14 protein-coding genes are annotated in these 15,029 nt (G+C 63.3%); 10 read left to right on the top strand and 4 right to left on the bottom strand.

Going from position 1 to position 15,029, the window contains the following annotated elements; translation table 11 throughout:
• Positions 1-50: 50 nt before the first annotated feature.
• The 4 genes from serA to hspQ all read left to right on the top strand — a co-directional run bounded on the left by serA (position 51) and on the right by hspQ (position 3,345).
• Positions 51-1,640, top strand: a complete 1,590-nt coding sequence (gene serA / locus SJY40_RS14615) for a phosphoglycerate dehydrogenase (protein ID WP_378948000.1) — start codon at positions 51-53, stop codon at positions 1,638-1,640.
• Positions 1,641-1,716: 76 nt separating this feature from the next.
• Positions 1,717-2,439, top strand: a complete 723-nt coding sequence (locus SJY40_RS14610; protein ID WP_378947997.1) for a metallophosphoesterase — start codon at positions 1,717-1,719, stop codon at positions 2,437-2,439.
• A 12-nt stretch (positions 2,440-2,451) separates the two neighbouring features.
• Positions 2,452-2,904, top strand: a complete 453-nt coding sequence (locus SJY40_RS14605) for a CreA family protein (protein ID WP_378947994.1) — start codon at positions 2,452-2,454, stop codon at positions 2,902-2,904.
• A gap of 93 nt (positions 2,905-2,997) precedes the next feature.
• Positions 2,998-3,345 (top strand): heat shock protein HspQ, encoded by a 348-nt coding sequence (gene hspQ, locus SJY40_RS14600; RefSeq protein WP_378948476.1) that lies wholly within the window; start codon positions 2,998-3,000, stop codon positions 3,343-3,345.
• A 6-nt stretch (positions 3,346-3,351) separates the two neighbouring features.
• Here hspQ and SJY40_RS14595 read toward each other — a convergent pair whose 3' ends face one another.
• Both SJY40_RS14595 and SJY40_RS14590 read right to left on the bottom strand, forming a co-directional pair.
• Positions 3,352-3,852 (bottom strand): ATP-binding protein, encoded by a 501-nt coding sequence (locus tag SJY40_RS14595; protein WP_378947991.1) that lies wholly within the window; start codon positions 3,850-3,852, stop codon positions 3,352-3,354.
• On the bottom strand, positions 3,849-4,181 hold the full coding sequence (locus tag SJY40_RS14590; protein ID WP_378947988.1) for an STAS domain-containing protein: 333 nt from the start codon (positions 4,179-4,181) through the stop codon (positions 3,849-3,851). Before SJY40_RS14590 ends, SJY40_RS14595 begins: the two co-directional genes overlap by 4 nt.
• Positions 4,182-4,265: 84 nt before the next feature.
• Between SJY40_RS14590 and SJY40_RS14585 the strand changes: the two genes are divergently transcribed.
• The 4 genes from SJY40_RS14585 (at position 4,266) to SJY40_RS14570 (ending at position 8,806) form a co-directional block, all read left to right on the top strand.
• Entirely contained in the window at positions 4,266-5,432 is a 1,167-nt protein-coding gene (locus SJY40_RS14585; protein WP_378947986.1) for an acetyl-CoA C-acyltransferase, read from the top strand.
• 176 nt (positions 5,433-5,608) lie between these two features.
• Positions 5,609-7,018, top strand: coding sequence for a circularly permuted type 2 ATP-grasp protein (locus tag SJY40_RS14580; protein WP_378947984.1), 1,410 nt, complete (start codon positions 5,609-5,611; stop codon positions 7,016-7,018).
• A 14-nt stretch (positions 7,019-7,032) separates the two neighbouring features.
• Positions 7,033-7,989: an alpha-E domain-containing protein gene (locus SJY40_RS14575; RefSeq protein WP_378947982.1), complete on the top strand. Its 957-nt coding sequence runs from the start codon at positions 7,033-7,035 to the stop codon at positions 7,987-7,989.
• 4 nt (positions 7,990-7,993) lie between these two features.
• Positions 7,994-8,806: a transglutaminase domain-containing protein gene (locus tag SJY40_RS14570; RefSeq protein ID WP_378947980.1), complete on the top strand. Its 813-nt coding sequence runs from the start codon at positions 7,994-7,996 to the stop codon at positions 8,804-8,806.
• Positions 8,807-8,849: 43 nt separating this feature from the next.
• Here SJY40_RS14570 and SJY40_RS14565 read toward each other — a convergent pair whose 3' ends face one another.
• Positions 8,850-10,823 carry a bifunctional 2',3'-cyclic-nucleotide 2'-phosphodiesterase/3'-nucleotidase gene (locus tag SJY40_RS14565; RefSeq protein ID WP_378947977.1) on the bottom strand — a complete coding sequence of 658 codons (1,974 nt, stop codon included), beginning with the start codon at positions 10,821-10,823 and terminating at the stop codon, positions 8,850-8,852.
• A gap of 165 nt (positions 10,824-10,988) precedes the next feature.
• Here SJY40_RS14565 and SJY40_RS14560 point away from each other — a divergent pair, with 165 nt between their 5' ends.
• Entirely contained in the window at positions 10,989-11,714 is a 726-nt protein-coding gene (locus tag SJY40_RS14560) for a peptidase (RefSeq protein ID WP_378947975.1), read from the top strand.
• 89 nt (positions 11,715-11,803) lie between these two features.
• A complete protein-coding gene (locus tag SJY40_RS14555) occupies positions 11,804-14,083 on the top strand; it encodes an NADP-dependent malic enzyme (RefSeq protein ID WP_378947973.1) in 2,280 nt (759 codons plus the stop codon).
• Positions 14,084-14,092: 9 nt separating this feature from the next.
• Here the strand turns inward: SJY40_RS14555 and SJY40_RS14550 are convergent, their stop codons facing one another.
• Complete coding sequence (locus SJY40_RS14550) at positions 14,093-14,968, bottom strand: rhodanese-related sulfurtransferase (protein ID WP_378947971.1); 876 nt, start codon at positions 14,966-14,968, stop codon at positions 14,093-14,095.
• Positions 14,969-15,029: the final 61 nt, after the last annotated feature.

Below are 15,029 nucleotides of genomic sequence, written 5' to 3'. Positions count from 1 at the left end.
AGGATGTCAGCGTGGCCAGGCCCGGACGTCCCCAGACAAGGATATATCACATGCCCAAGGTTCTCGTTTCCGACAAGCTTTCCGAAACCGCCGTCCAGATCTTCCGCGACCGTGGCGTCGAGGTCGATTATCTGCCCGATCTTGGCAAGGACAAGGACAAGCTGGCCGAAGTGATCGGTCAATATGACGGTCTGGCGATCCGTTCGGCCACCAAGGTCACCGACAAGCTGCTGGAAGCCGCGACCAACCTGAAGGTCATCGGCCGCGCCGGTATCGGTGTGGACAACGTCGACATCCCCGCCGCCAGCAAGAAAGGCGTGATCGTGATGAACACGCCCTTCGGCAACAGCGTCACCACCGCCGAACATGCCATCGCCATGATGTTTGCCGTCGCCCGCCAGCTGCCCGAAGCCAGCGTCAGCACCCATGCCGGCAAGTGGGAAAAGAACCGCTTCATGGGCGTCGAGCTGTTCAACAAGACGCTTGGCGTGATCGGTGCGGGCAACATCGGCTCGATCGTGATCGACCGTGCGCTTGGCCTGCACATGAAGGTCGTCGCCTATGACCCCTTCCTGTCGGAAGACCGCGCCAAGGAGTTGGGCGTCACCAAGGTCGATCTGGATGAACTGCTGGCCCGCGCCGATTTCATCACCTTCCACGTGCCGCTGACCGACAAGACCCGCAACATCCTGTCGCGCGACGCCATCGCCAAGCTGAAGCCGAATGTCCGTATCATCAACTGTGCCCGTGGCGGTCTGGTTGACGAAGAGGCACTGGCCGAAGCCCTGAAAGAAGGCCGCGTCGCCGGTGCCGCATTCGACGTGTTTGCGGTCGAGCCTGCCACCGAAAGCCCGCTGTTCAACTTGCCGAACGTCGTCGTGACCCCGCACCTGGGTGCCGCCACGACCGAAGCACAGGAAAACGTCGCCCTGCAGGTTGCCGAACAGATGTCGGATTACCTGCTGACCGGCGCGGTCGAAAACGCGCTGAACATGCCCTCGGTTACGGCAGAAGAAGCGACCGTCATGGGTCCGTGGATCAAGCTGGCCTCGCATCTGGGCGCTTTCGTGGGCCAGATGACGGACGAGCCGATCAAGGCGATCAACGTGCTGTATGACGGCACGGTGTCGACGATGAACCTGAACGCGCTGAACGCGGCGGTGATCGCGGGCGTGATGAAGGCGACGAATCCGGATGTGAACATGGTCTCGGCCCCGGTCATGGCCAAGGATCGCGGCGTGCAAGTCTCGACCACGCGTCAGGACAAGGCCGGTGCATACGAAGGTTACATCAAGCTGACCTGCGTCACCGACACGCGCGAACGCTCGATCGCGGGCACGGTCTTCAGCGACGGCAAGCCGCGCTTCATCCAGATCCGCGGCATCAATGTCGACGCCGAGGTGGGTGAGCACATGCTCTACACCCGCAACAAGGACGTTCCGGGCGTCATCGGCCAGCTGGGCATGACCCTGGGCGATCTGGGCGTGAACATCGCTAACTTCACGCTTGGCCGCTCGGCCAACGACAAGGACGCCATCGCGATCCTGTACCTGGACGAAGCCATCAGCGCCGAGGCCTTGGCCACGCTGCAGAACACCGGCAAGTTCCTGCAGGCCCGCGGCCTGAAATTCGAGGTTTGACCTGACCGCCGTGCGCCCTTACCCAAGGGCGCGCGGCATCCCTGCCTTGCCGCCCGCCACGGACAAGGATGACAGGATGCGACTTTACGCAATCGGCGATATCCACGGACAGCTTGACCTGCTGAAGGCCGCGCATCAGCGGATCTTCGACGATGGCGGCACGGATGCCACAATTGCCCATGTCGGCGATCTGATCGACCGCGGGCCGAATTCGGCGGGCGTGGTCGAATACCTAATGCAGGGCCGCAATTCAGGCCGTCCATGGGTCATCACCCGTGGCAACCACGACCGTTTTTTGCCGAATTTCCTGAACGATCCCGACTGGACCGACAAGGGCATGTTGACGGGCGCGCATTGGGTCGATCATCCGGGGCTGGGGGCTGCGGCGACGCTGGCATCCTATGGCATCGACCCCGACCAACCGCGCGAGGCTTTGCTGCGTGACGCCCGCCGCGCCGTGCCCGCCGCCCATGCACGGTTTCTGGCGACGCTGCCCTTGTGGTATCTTCACCCGCGCGCGCTGGTCGTGCATGCGGGCGTGCGTCCGGGTGTCGATCTTCAGGCGCAGGACGAACACGACCTGGTCTGGATCCGCAAAGGCTTTCTGGAAAGCGAGGCGGATCACGGTCCCTTAGTCGTTCATGGTCATACCGCGCTGGATCGCCCAATGCTGCACCGCAACCGGCTGAACATCGACAGCGGTGCCGCCTATGGCCGAGAACTGACCGCCGTCGTGATCGAAGCGGACGGCGTGCATGTGCTGACAGAAACGGGCCGTGTGCCCATGCAGGTGGAATAGATGATACGCAAGATGACAGCCGCAATGGCCTTGGCCGCACTTCCCCTGACCGCAATGGCGGATGAAGTCGCCCGTGTCGGCGTCGATTGGGTCGGCAACGACGTCATCGTCGAGGCGATCCACGACCCCAAGGTGTCGGGCGTGACCTGCCATCTGGCCTATTTCAGCCGCTCGGTTCTGGACCGCCTCAGCCAGGGGAACTGGTTCGAGGACCCCTCGAACAGCGCCATCCAGTGCACGCGCACCGGCCCCATCGACCTGTCCGAGATCGACACCGGCGATGATGGCGAAAAGGTCTTCAGCGAGGGCCGGTCGCTGATTTTCAAATCGCTGCGGGTGCGCCGGATCTATGACGCGGAAAACCGGGTGCTGATCTATCTGGCCCATAGTGCCGAACTGTCGGAAGGCTCGGCCAAGATGTCGCTGGCGACGGTGCCGCTGGTGGAAGGCGACAAGGCCCCCTGACCGGATGGCTGTCTTGCATCCGTCATCTGGTGGACAGAATTGGCGCGGCCAGCTAGAAGGCCCGCTGTCTCTCAAGGATATCGGACGTTGACGATGGATGCCCCCACGATGCCGGTTGCAAGCCGCTGCGCCAAATACAGCTTGGGCCAGGTGGTCAAGCATCGCAATCGCCCCTTCCGCGGGGTGATCTTCGATGTCGATCCGGAATTCGCCAATACCGACGAATGGTACGAATCCATCCCCGAGGATGCGCGTCCCGAAAAGGACCAGCCCTTCTATCATCTGTTCGCGGAAACCGAGGCCACCTACTACGTGGCCTATGTGTCCGAGGGGAACCTGGAACCCGATGCATCGGGCGAACCTCTGGACCACCCCGAGGTCGACGAGATGTTCGGCGACTTCGAAGACGGCCGCTATCACTTGGCGACCCACGTCAACTGATCGCCCTCAGCGGTCCCCTTCGGATGCGAAGGGGATGTTGAAGGCCAGATAGTTGCGGCTTTCCCGCCGGTAATAGCTGAGCGCCTGCGTCAGGTCCTGGATCAGGAACCAGCCGAAGCCGCCCTCGGGCAGGTCTTCGGGAATGGCGGCGGGCAGGCTGCGCGGCAGGACGCAATCGTCGGGCAGCGACATGCCGTCGTCGGTCAACGCGCAGGCCAGCCCCGCCCTGTGGCGCACCACGCACAGATGTATGACCGGCACATGCGCCGTCTGTTCCTGCCCCGCGATCGGCGCATGTTCGGCGACATTGTTCATCAGTTCCGCCAGAACCAGCTCCAGTCGGCCAAGTGTGTCCTCTCCGACATCGTTGGAAAAGCGCCGGCGCATGTCGGCCAGCGTGTCGCGCACGGTCAGCGGGCGCGCGTTCAGGACCCGGTGGAACATCGGCTGCTTGCAGGCATCGGCGAACCCCACCGTCACGGGTTGTCGTGTTTCGGGTCCTGTCATTCGCGCGGTTCCTTCTGAACGGCTTCGGGGCGGATGTCGAAGACGCTGTCCATGCGCGTCAGCCGGAAGACCCGTTCGACATTGGGCGTCATCGCACAAAGCACCATCCTCAGATTGGCGGGCAGGCTTTTGCGCACAGCGATCATCGCCCCGAGGCCCGAGCTGTCCATGAAGTCCACCGCCGCCATGTCCAGATGCACGGGCTTGCGGTTTTTCATGACGATTTCGCGCAGCTTGTCCTTGAAGGGCGTGGCGATGGCCGCATCGATCCGCGCCTCGGTCACCTTGATCTGCAGATGGGTTTCGGCGTCTTCGACGATGAACTTCATGGGGCGGCCTTCCTTGGGTTTCCCCATGCTGACTAGACGCAAAAGGTTACGATCCGGTAAGCGTGGACCAAGGGGAGGGACATCATGAACGACACACAGGTCTATGTGCTGGGGGCCGCGCGCACGCCAATGGGTGGGCTGCAGGGGGCATTCGCAGGCGTCACGGCGCCGCAACTGGGGGGCACTGCCATTGCCGCCGCGCTGAGCCGGGCGGGGGTCGCGGCGGATGCACCTCAGGCGCTTTATATGGGATGCGTGCTGCCGGCAGGTCTGGGTCAGGCCCCGGCACGGCAGGCGGGATTTGCCGCAGGCATGCCCGATTCGGTGCCCGCCACCACGCTGAACAAGATGTGCGGATCGGGGATGCAGGCGGCGATGATGGCCTGCGACGCCATCCGCGCAGGCAGCGCCGATCTGGTCGTGGCGGGCGGGATGGAGAGCATGACGAACGCCCCCTATCTCCTGCCCAAGATGCGCGGCGGCGCACGGCTGGGGCATGGGCAGGTCATCGACCACATGTTTCTGGACGGGCTCGAGGATGCCTATGACAAGGGCCGCCTGATGGGCACCTTTGCCGAAGATTGCGCCTCGGACTTCGCCTTTACCCGCCAGGCGCAGGATGATTTCGCCCTCGCCAGCCTGACCCGCGCGCTGGCCGCCATCGACAGCGGGGCCTTCAGGGCCGAAATTGCCCCTGTCACCGTGGCCGGACGCGGTGGCGACACCATTGTCGACACTGACGAACAGCCCGGAAACGCCCGCCCAGACAAGATCCCGCATCTGAAGCCCGCCTTCCGCAAGGATGGCACGGTGACGGCGGCCAACAGCAGTTCGATCTCGGACGGGGCGGCGGCCTTGGTTCTGGGGACGCGCACAGATGGCGCGATTGCCCGCATCATGGGGCACGCCAGCCACGCACATGCGCCCGGGCAGTTCCCGACCGCCCCCGTTCCCGCCGTCGAAAAGCTGCTGGAACGGATCGGATGGACCAAGGACGACGTCGATCTGTGGGAGGTTAACGAGGCCTTTGCCGTCGTGCCCATGGCCTTCATGGCGCGCATGGGGCTGGCCCATGACAAGGTGAACGTGAACGGCGGCACATGCGCCCTTGGCCACCCGATCGGCGCATCGGGCGCGCGCATCATCGTCACCCTGATCTACGCCCTGCAGGCGCGCGGCTTGCGGCGCGGCGTGGCGGCCATCTGCATCGGCGGCGGCGAAGGCACCGCAATTGCTGTCGAGCTGGTTTAGACTGCCCTCAAAATGTGCAGGGCGGCGTCGCTCTGCCCATTTCCACCTCGGGGAAAGGCTGTCATTGCGGAACCAACGGGCATTCGGGGCGGTTCGAATATAGACTTGGCCTGAAGCTTCGGGATCAGATGTTCCCGCAAGACCCAGAAGAACACGCGTCAGGCAGTGGGGGGATAATGAGTTATTACAATGAAATGTTCGAGGGCGATCAGGTTCGCGACCCCTATGCGCGGCTGCGCGAATGGGTCGAGACCATGCCCGATGATTTCCGCCAGATGAAGCAGGCCGAAGCCGAAGCGTTGTTCCGACGCATCGGCATCACCTTTGCCGTCTATGGCGAAGGGGGCGATCCCGACCGGCTGATCCCCTTCGACATGATGCCCCGCGTCTTTGAACAGGCCGAATGGCGCAAGCTGGAACGCGGCATCAAGCAGCGTGCCCGCGCCCTGAACGCCTTCCTGCGCGACGTCTATGGCCGGGGCGAGATCGTGCGCGCCGGGCGCATTCCCGCGCGGCTGGTCTATCAGAACGAAGCCTATGAGAAATCGGTGGTGGGCATCGTCCCGCCGCGCGGCATCTATTCCCATATCATCGGCATCGACCTTGTGCGCACCGCCAAGGACGAATTCTATGTGCTGGAAGACAACTGCCGCACGCCCTCGGGTGTCAGCTATATGCTGGAAAACCGGGAAATCATGATGCGCATGTTCCCGCAGCTGTTCCGCAAGAACCGGATCGAGCCGGTGGATCAATATCCCGACCTACTGCGCCGCACGCTGGAATCGGTGGCCCCCGCCAAATGCAACGACCGCCCCACCTGCGTGATCCTGACGCCCGGCCATTACAACAGCGCCTATTACGAACACAGCTTCCTTGCCAACCTGATGGGTGTCGAACTGGTCGAGGGGCAGGATCTGTTCGTCGATGGCGACTTCGTCTATATGCGCACCACGACCGGTCCGCGTCGCGTTGACGTCATCTATCGTCGCATCGACGACCCCTATCTGGACCCGCTGTGCTTCCGTCCCGACAGCATGCTGGGCATTCCCGGCCTGATGAACGTCTATCGTTCGGGCGGCGTGTCGATCTGTTCGGCACCGGGCGCGGGTGTGGCCGATGACAAGGCGATCTATACCTTTGTCCCCGAAATGATCCGCTTCTATCTGGGCGAGGAACCCATTCTGAACAACGTCCAGACCTGGACGCTGTGGAAGGATGACGATTACCGCTATGTCATGGAAAACCTTGGCGATCTGGTCGTCAAAGAGGTTCATGGCTCGGGCGGTTACGGCATGCTGGTCGGCCCCAAATCGACCAAGGAAGAGATCGAGATCTTCCGCCACAAGATCCAGGCCAATCCATCGAACTATATCGCGCAGCCGACGCTGGCGCTCTCCACCTGCCCGACCTTCGTCGATGAGGGCATCGCGCCGCGTCACGTTGACCTGCGCCCCTATTGCCTGTGCGGCGACCGGATCGAACTGGTGCCGGGCGGGTTGACCCGCGTGGCACTGCGCGACGGCAGCCTTGTGGTGAATTCGTCCCAAGGCGGCGGGGTCAAGGATACATGGGTGCTGTCAGAATGAGGGGACGTTCCACAATGCTCAGCCGCACCGCCGCGAACCTGTTCTGGATGGGCCGTCATCTGGAACGCGCCGAAACCGCCGCCCGCCTGCTGGATGTGGGCCAGCGCATCACGCTGCTGCCCAATACCGATGCGGGTTACCAGAACGAATGGAATTCGCTTCTGCAGGCGTCCGGCACATCAGAACTGTTCACCAGCAAATACGACGACATCAGCCAGGAAAACATCGAGGAGTTCATCTTCTTCGACCGTGACAACCCCTCGTCCGTCGTCAACTGCATCGAGAAGGCGCGCGAAGCCGGTCGCATCGTCCGTACTGCCCTGACCAGTCAGGTCTGGGATGCGCTGAACGTCACCTATCAGGAATTGCGCAAGATCGAGAATACCCCGCGCAGCCGGCTGGATACGGCCTCGCTGACGGATTTCACCACGGGCCATACCTCGACCGTGCGCGGCGCGATCAATGCGACCCAGCTGCGCAACGATGGCTGGCACTTCATGAACCTTGGCTATGGGTTGGAACGTGCCGACGCGACCGCGCGTCTGCTGGACGTCAAATATTTCGTCCTGCTGCCGCGGATCGAATTCGTCGGCTCGGGGCTGGATACCTATCAATGGCAGGTGATCCTGCGGTCGCTCTCGGCGCATCGCGCCTATCACTGGGCCTATGGTGGCGACATCACGGCCGGTCAGGTGGCGGATTTCCTGATCCTGAACGGCGAAAGCCCCCGATCGCTGATCACCTCGCTCTATGAGGTCGTCTGGCATCTGGAGGGGCTGGCCCGCCGTTACGGCGATGATGTTGACAGCAATGCCCGCGACAAGGGCCGCGAGGTTCTGGAACAGCTGCAGGGCCGCGACATCGACATGATCTTCGACGAAGGTCTGCATGAATTCCTCAGCTGGTTCATCCGCGAACTGGGGACCATTTCGAACCTGGTGCACCAGGATTACCTGTTAGGGGGCGCATAAGGCCATGAAACTGCGCATTTCACATGAAACGACCTATCGCTATGGTCGCCCGATCCGCAATCTGGTGCAAAGCCTGCGCCTGACGCCGTCGATCTTCGAGGGCCAGAAGGTCCACGAATGGCAGATCGACGTGACCGACGGCATTCGCGGCCCCGGCTTCCGTGACGGCGCCGGTGATTGGATCGAGGGTTGGAACGTCCGTGGCCCCGTCGATCAGGTCACCATCAGCATCGAAGGCCGCATCGACACCCGCGATCTGGCCGGCGTCCTGCGCGGCCACCGCGAGATGATCCACCCGATGGCCTATCTGAGGGAAACCACCGCCACAAAGGTCGATGAAAGCCTGCGCGATCTGGCGACGTCGGTACAGGGCAGCACCAGCGACAGCCTTGATCTGGCGCATCAGCTGTTGACGACCGTCGGCGACAGGATCGCCTTCAAGCCCGGCGTGACCGGTCATGCCACCACCGCCTCCGAGGCGCTGGCACTGGGTGAAGGCGTCTGTCAGGACCACACCCATGCGCTGGTGACGCTGGCGCGCGTCCGCAATCTGCCGGCGCGCTATGTCTCGGGCTATCTGCATTCGACCGTTGACGGCAAGGCGCATGACGCCGCCCATGCCTGGGCCGAGATCCATGTACAAGGGCTGGGCTGGGTCGGCTTCGACGCCGCCAACAAATGCTGCCCCGACGAACGCTATGTCCGGCTTGGGTCTGGGTTGGACGCGTCCGATGCCGCCCCCATCCGCGGCGTCGCCATGGGCAGCGGCGCCGAGGAACTGGCCGTCGCCGTCCGGGTCGAGGAACTGGCGCAATAATCCGACTGGGGTGGGTTAGCGCCCGCCCCAGTCTTGCCAAATGCTACAACGTGATCCGGTAGAGGGCGAAACCGTCATCACCCTCACCCGCCGCCGCGATTTCCAGCGTGGTGATATCCGCGACATAGCTTGCCGCCCCCGGTCCGGTCTGGAACAGCACCGTCGCCCCATCCAAAGGCGCGAATGACCAGTTACCGTCCGCCTGCGGGTCGATGGTCCCCTGTTCGACGATATAGCGCACGATGATGTCGCGGTTGGTGTCCGGGCCTTCGAAGACGACAGTGGTGCCATCCGCCCCCGGGAACGATCCCCCACCCGAGGCACGATAGTTGTTCGTCGCCACGATGAACTCGGCCGCCATGTCCAACGGCTTGCCCTGCCACGTCAGATCGACGATCCGGTTCGCCCCGGCATCGGCGACGGCGCCTTCGCTGTCGAACCGTGCGGGCTGGGACAGGTCGATCTGGTAGCTGACCCCGTCGATCACGTCGAAATTATAGCTGGGGAAATCGCCGTTGATCAGTTGCTGATCCGCCTGCCCCGGCGTGATCCGGTTGAAGGCCCCGGCGCTGCGTTCCAGCCAGTCCTTGACTTGCTGGCCGGTGATGCGGACCGCACGGATGGTGTTGGGATAGAGATACAGATCGGCCACGTTCTTGATGGCGATATCGCCGGTCGGCACATCGGTATAGTAATCCGCACCGCCGCGACCGCCCGCCTTGAAGGGCGCCGCCGCTGACAGGATCGGCAGGCCCTCGTGTTCGGTCCCTGCCATCATCTGTTCGATATACCAGGCCTGCGCGTTCGAGACGATCTGCACCGAAGGATCATCGGCCACCATCGCGAAATAGCTATAGAGCGGCGCGCTGGTCTGCCCCACCGGACGGCGGATGTAATCCAGCGTTTCCTCGTGTTCCGCCTTGGTCGCATCCTGCACAGCGGCAACGCTTTCGACCAAGGGGGTGACATTGCGATCCTCGTCGCGCTCATAGATGGGGCGCGCCTCGGACTGATGGCTGGCAATGACCCAACGGTCGCCCTGCCGTTCCATCAGCAGGTCGATCAGACCCATATGCGACCCCCAGAAGCCGCCCATGACCGCCGGCTTGCCGTTGATGGTGCCCGCCGCCACGTCCACCGCTTCGACGCCTTCGAAATCCGGGCCGGGGAAGACCAGATGCTGATGTCCGGTCAATACGACATCAATGCCCTGCACCCCCGCCAGCGCAACCGAGGCGTTCTCCATCTGCGGCACGGCCGTCGCACCGCCGATGCCGGAATGGGACAGCGCCACGACCAGTTCGGCCCCTTGTTCCAGCAGCTTGGGGACCCAGGCCTCGGCGGCTTCGACGATGTCGCGGGTGGTGACCTTGCCCTCCAGATGCGCGCGGTCCCATTGCATGATCTGCGGCGGAACAAAGCCGATGACGCCGATGCGGATCGGATGCGACACGCCCGCCCCGTCGGTCAGGTCATGGTCGATGATCGCATAGGGCGGCACCAGCGTCTGATCCAGATCGGGCGTCGCGCCGCGGTCGGTCACCACGTTGGCGCAGACGACGGGATAACCCGCCCCCGCCAGCGTATGTTTCAGGAAATCCAGCCCATAGTTGAATTCGTGGTTCCCCAGCGTGCCCGCCGCAACGCCGACCTTGTTCATGGCGGTGATGATAGGATGCATCTCGCCCTCGGCCATGCCGCGTTCATAAGCGATGTAATCGCCCAAGGGGTTGCCCTGCAGGAAATCGCCATTGTCGAACAGGATCGAATTGGTGGCCTGCGACCGGATCTGCTGAACCAGTGCCGCCGTACGTGCCAACCCCAGCGTATCGACCGGCTTGTCGGCGTAATAATCATAGGGCCAGACATGCACATGCAGGTCCGTGGTTTCCATGATGCGCAGATGCGCCTGACCGGCCTCGGCGCGGGCCGAAAAGGGATGCAGCGCCACCAGCGTCAGACCCGCCACCCCCGAGGTCAGAAAGCCGCGGCGGGTCAGTGCAAGGGGATTGGACATGTCGAAGGCTCCGATATCGTGATGGTCGAAAGTTGCACGATATGAAAGCCTGTTGCCAAGAACTGTCTTTTGAAATCGACCGCGCGCCTGTCCAATAGAACTGATTGCCCTGCTGGCGGCAGAACCCTAGTCTGCCCGACGGAATACGAAGGGAAACGACCGCCGATGACCTATTGCGTCGGACTTAAACTGGATGCCGGGCTGGTGCTGCTGTCGGATACCCGCACCAATGCGGGGCTGGATAATATCTCGTGCTATCGCAAGATGTTCTTCTTTGAAAACCCCGGCGAACGCATCATCACCATCATGACGGCGGGATCGCTGTCGGTCACCCAGACCACCATCGCCCGCCTGGAAGAGGCGATCGAGGATGAACTGGCCGATGAGACCACCTCGATCCTGAAGGCGCCGACCATGCTGCGCGTGGCCACGATCATCGGCGACACCCTGTCCCGCACGCGACGCGAAATCGCCGACCAGTGCCGCGAGCTGAAACAGCAGGCATCCGCCAGCATGATCGTCGCGGGCCAGCGTCAGGGCGGCGACATGCGCATGTTCCTGATCTATCCCGAGGGCAATTTCATCGAGGCAACCGAGGACACCCCCTTCCTGCAGATCGGCGAACATAAATACGGCAAGCCGATCCTCGACCGCGTGGTGACCCCCGAAACCAGCCTGCAGGACGCCCAGAAGGCGGTGCTGCTGTCGATGGATTCGACGCTGCGGTCGAACCTGTCGGTGGGCATGCCGCTGGATATGGCGGTCATCGCGCGTGACCATTGCGGCGTGACCCTGCGCCGCCGCATTCAGGACGGCGACCCCGACTTCATGGAGATGAGCGCCGCTTGGTCCAATGCCCTGCGCGACAGTTTCAGCAAAGTCACCATCTGATCGGATGTTAGCGCAACCCGTCAGGGTTGCGCGTTGATGCCCCTAAATCTGCGCGCTAAGCATGTCGGACACATCCTTTGGGGGGCACCATGACCGACAAGACCACGCGCAGCACACGGATCACCCCCGAAGAGGCGCTGGCCTATCACCTTGAGCCGCGCCCCGGCAAATACGACATCGTCGCATCGACCCCCATGACCACGCAGCGCGACCTGTCGCTGGCCTATTCGCCCGGCGTCGCGGTGCCGGTTCAGGCCATCGCCGACCGCCCCGAGACGGCCTATGACTATACCACCAAGGGCAATATGGTGGCGGTGATTTCCAACGGGACGGCGATCCTTGGAATGGGCAATCTGGGTGCGCTGGCCTCGAAGCCGGTGATGGAGGGCAAGGCGGTGCTGTTCAAACGCTTTGCCGATGTGAACGCCATCGATCTTGAGCTGGACACCGAAGACGCCGATGAATTCATCAACGCCGTCAAGCTGATGGGGCCGACCTTCGGGGGCATCAACCTGGAAGATATCAAGGCGCCCGAATGCTTCATCATCGAACAGCGCCTGAAAGAGCTGATGGACATCCCGGTCTTTCACGACGACCAGCATGGCACCGCCGTCATCTGCGCCGCCGGTCTGATCAACGCGCTGGAACTGTCGGGCAAGAAGATCGAGGATGTGCGCATCGTCCTGAACGGCGCCGGTGCCGCGGGCATCGCCTGTCTTGAACTGCTGAAATCCATGGGCGCGCGGCACGACAACTGCATCATGTGCGATACCAAGGGCGTCATCTATCAGGGCCGGACCGAGGGGATGAACCAGTGGAAATCGGCCCATGCGGTCGTGACCCAGGCCCGCAGTCTGGAAGAGGCGTTGAAAGGTGCCGACGTCTTCCTTGGCGTCAGCGCCAAGGGGGCGGTGACGCAGGATATGGTCATGGGCATGGCCGATAATCCGGTCATCTTCGCCATGGCCAATCCCGACCCTGAAATCACCCCGGAAGACGCCCATGCCGTCCGCCCCGATGCCATCGTGGCCACCGGACGCAGCGATTATCCCAATCAGGTCAACAACGTCCTTGGATTTCCCTATCTGTTCCGCGGCGCGCTGGACATCCACGCCCGCGCCATCAACGACGAGATGAAGATCGCCTGCGCCCGCGCCTTGGCCGAACTGGCCCGCGAAGATGTGCCCGACGAGGTCGCCGTCGCCTATGGCCGCAAGCTGCAGTTCGGGCGCGATTACATCATCCCGACGCCGTTTGACCCACGCCTGATCCACGTCATCCCGCCCGCCGTCGCCAAGGCTGGCATGGAAACCGGCGTCGCCCGTCGTCCGATCATCGATATGGAGGGTTACGTCCAGACGCTGAAGAACCGGATGGATCCGACGGCCTCGATCCTGCAGGGCATCCATGCTCGCGCCCGCTCCAAGCAGGCCCGGATGATCTTTGCCGAGGGCGACGATCCCCGCGTGCTGCGTGCCGCCGTCGCATGGCAACGCGGCGGCATGGGCCAGTCGCTGGTCGTCGGCCGCGAAGCCGAGGTCAAATCCGAGCTGGAGACCCTGGGCATGGGCGATGCCTTCCGCGAAATCGCCGTGGTAAACGCCGGCAACACCCGCCATCTGGAGAGCTATCACGATTTCCTCTATCAGCGCCTGCAACGGAAGGGCGTCGACCGGGAGGATGCCTCGAAGCTGGCCAACCGCGACCGCCATATCTTTGCCGCCCTGATGCTGGCGCATGGCCATGGCGACGGGCTGGTGACGGGCGCGACCCGCAAGAACGCGCCGGTGCTGGCGCAGATCGGCCATGTCTTCGATGTGCGCCCTCAGGACGGTGCCGTGGGCATCACCGCCGTGCTGCACCGGGGCCGGATCGTGCTGATCGGCGATACGCTGGTCCATGAATGGCCCGAGGCCGAGGATCTGGCCGATATTGCCAGCCGCGGGGCCTCGGTCGCCCGTGGTCTGGGTCTGGACCCGCGCGTAGCCTTCCTGTCGTTTTCGAACTTCGGCTATCCGGTCAGCGAACGCGCGATCAAGATGGCCGATGCGGCCCGCGTGCTGGATGCCCGCGGCGTCGATTTCGAATACGAGGGCGAGATGACCGTCGATGTCGCGCTGAACATGGACGCGGCGGCGCGCTATCCGTTCAGCCGCCTGACCGCACCCGCCAACGTGCTGGTGGTGCCTGCGCGGCACTCGGCATCCATCTCGGTCAAGCTGTTGCAGGAAATGGCAGGGGCGACCGTCATCGGCCCGATCCTGACGGGCGTGCAGAAGCCGATCCAGATCTGTTCCACCAACTCGACCGTCAGCGACATCCTGAACATGGCGGCGATCGCCGCGGGTGGCGTGGGCACCGCAGGCTAGGGTCGTCCCTCAGGCGTCCCGGTCGAACTGACGCTGACGCTCGCGGAACCGTTCACGGTCCGCGGGCGTGTATTCATCGACGCAGCGATGGCAGCAGGCACCCAACTCGAACTCGGGGCGCTGGCGGTCTTCGGGGGACAGGGGGCGGCGGCAGGCGTGGCACAGCTGGTGCTGGCCCTGTTCCAACCCGTGACCAAGGCTGACCCGCTGGTCGAAGACAAAGCATTCGCCTTGCCACAGGCTGTCGTCCTGCGGGACCTCTTCCAGATACTTCAGGATGCCGCCCTTCAGGTGAAAGACGTCTTTGACGCCCTGCGACATCAGGTAGTTGGTCGATTTCTCGCAGCGGATGCCGCCGGTGCAGAACATCGCGATCCGCTTGTTGTGGAAGCGATGGGCGTTTTCTTCCCACCATGCAGGAAAATCGCGGAAGCTGGTGGTGCCGGGATCGACCGCACCCTTGAAGGTGCCGATCTGCACCTCGTATTCGTTGCGGGTGTCGATGACGGCCACATCGGGGGCGCTGATCAGCTCGTTCCAGTCCTGCGCACTGACATAGTTGCCGACAGCCGCCGTCGGGTCCACGTCCGGTTGGCCCATGGTCACGATCTCGGACTTCAGGCGCACCTTCATACGGGCGAAGGGCGGCGTCGCGGCGGTGCTTTCCTTGCATTCCAGCCCACCGAAACCCGGCCAGTCGCGGATATGCGCCAGCACCGCATCGATCCCGTCGCGCGGGCCGGCGATGGTGCCGTTGATGCCTTCACGCGCCAGCAGCAGCGTGCCGCACAGCCCCTGCGCGCGGCACAGGTCCAGAAGCGGTTCCTGCCTGACCGCAGGGTCGGGCAGTTTGGCGAAATGATATAGGGCGGCAACGATCAGCATGGCCGTGATTTAGACAGCGGCGCGGGTCGGGGCAAGGGTCGCCATCGCATCGGGGGACGCA

The organism is Paracoccus sp. R86501, from assembly GCF_042466435.1.
Classification (GTDB): Bacteria; Pseudomonadota; Alphaproteobacteria; order Rhodobacterales; family Rhodobacteraceae; genus Paracoccus.
Note: the sequence above shows the minus strand (reverse complement) of the source record. Positions and strands in the feature narration are given on the sequence as shown.